Source organism: Vibrio sp. 1249-1, from assembly GCF_033340495.1.
Window position 1 is genome coordinate 1 of record NZ_JAWOWJ010000732.1, and the last position, 626, is coordinate 626.

General features: G+C 50.0%; 1 protein-coding gene. It reads right to left on the minus strand.

The features are described from left to right. On the minus strand, positions 1 to 626 hold a 626-nt coding region (locus R7Z50_RS28610; protein WP_318149895.1), incomplete at both ends, for a M24 family metallopeptidase.

Consider the following 626-nt stretch of genomic DNA (forward strand, 5'->3'; position numbering starts at 1 on the left):
AGCGGGCTGATTTGTTCCCATACTTTTTGATGGTAGTCGCTCAACCAAGCAAGTCCTGGACGAGTCAGCATATGGACATGGATATCACGGTTATCTACTGTACATCGCGTCAAGGATTCGAATGATAGAACAGGGAAGTCACCGTTAGTCGGTGTTTCAACTACGAGCTCTAGGTTTTCGATACGGATACCGAACGCATCTGCACGGTAGTAGCCAGGCTCATTTGATAGCACCATGCCTTCAGTTAGCGGCACATCAATTTGTTTCTTAGAGATGCTTGCCGGACCTTCATGCACACTTAGGAAGTGACCTACACCGTGGCCAGTGCCATGGTCGTAGTCATAAGCTTCCGCCCGAAGATGTTGGCGAGCTAATGTATCGATTTGGTAACCACGAGTGCCTTTCGGGAAGCGGGCACGTGCTACACCGATATGACCTTTCAGCGCGAGAGTGAACTGCTTGATCATTTCTGCTGATGGCTGACCAATCCCGATGGTGCGTGTAATGTCGGTTGTGCCATCTAGGTACTGACCGCCTGAATCCACTAGGTAAAGTGTGTTCAGCGCTAGCTTACCTGGCTCAGGTTGGTTCTCATGATTGTAGTGACACATAGCAGCATTGCCGCC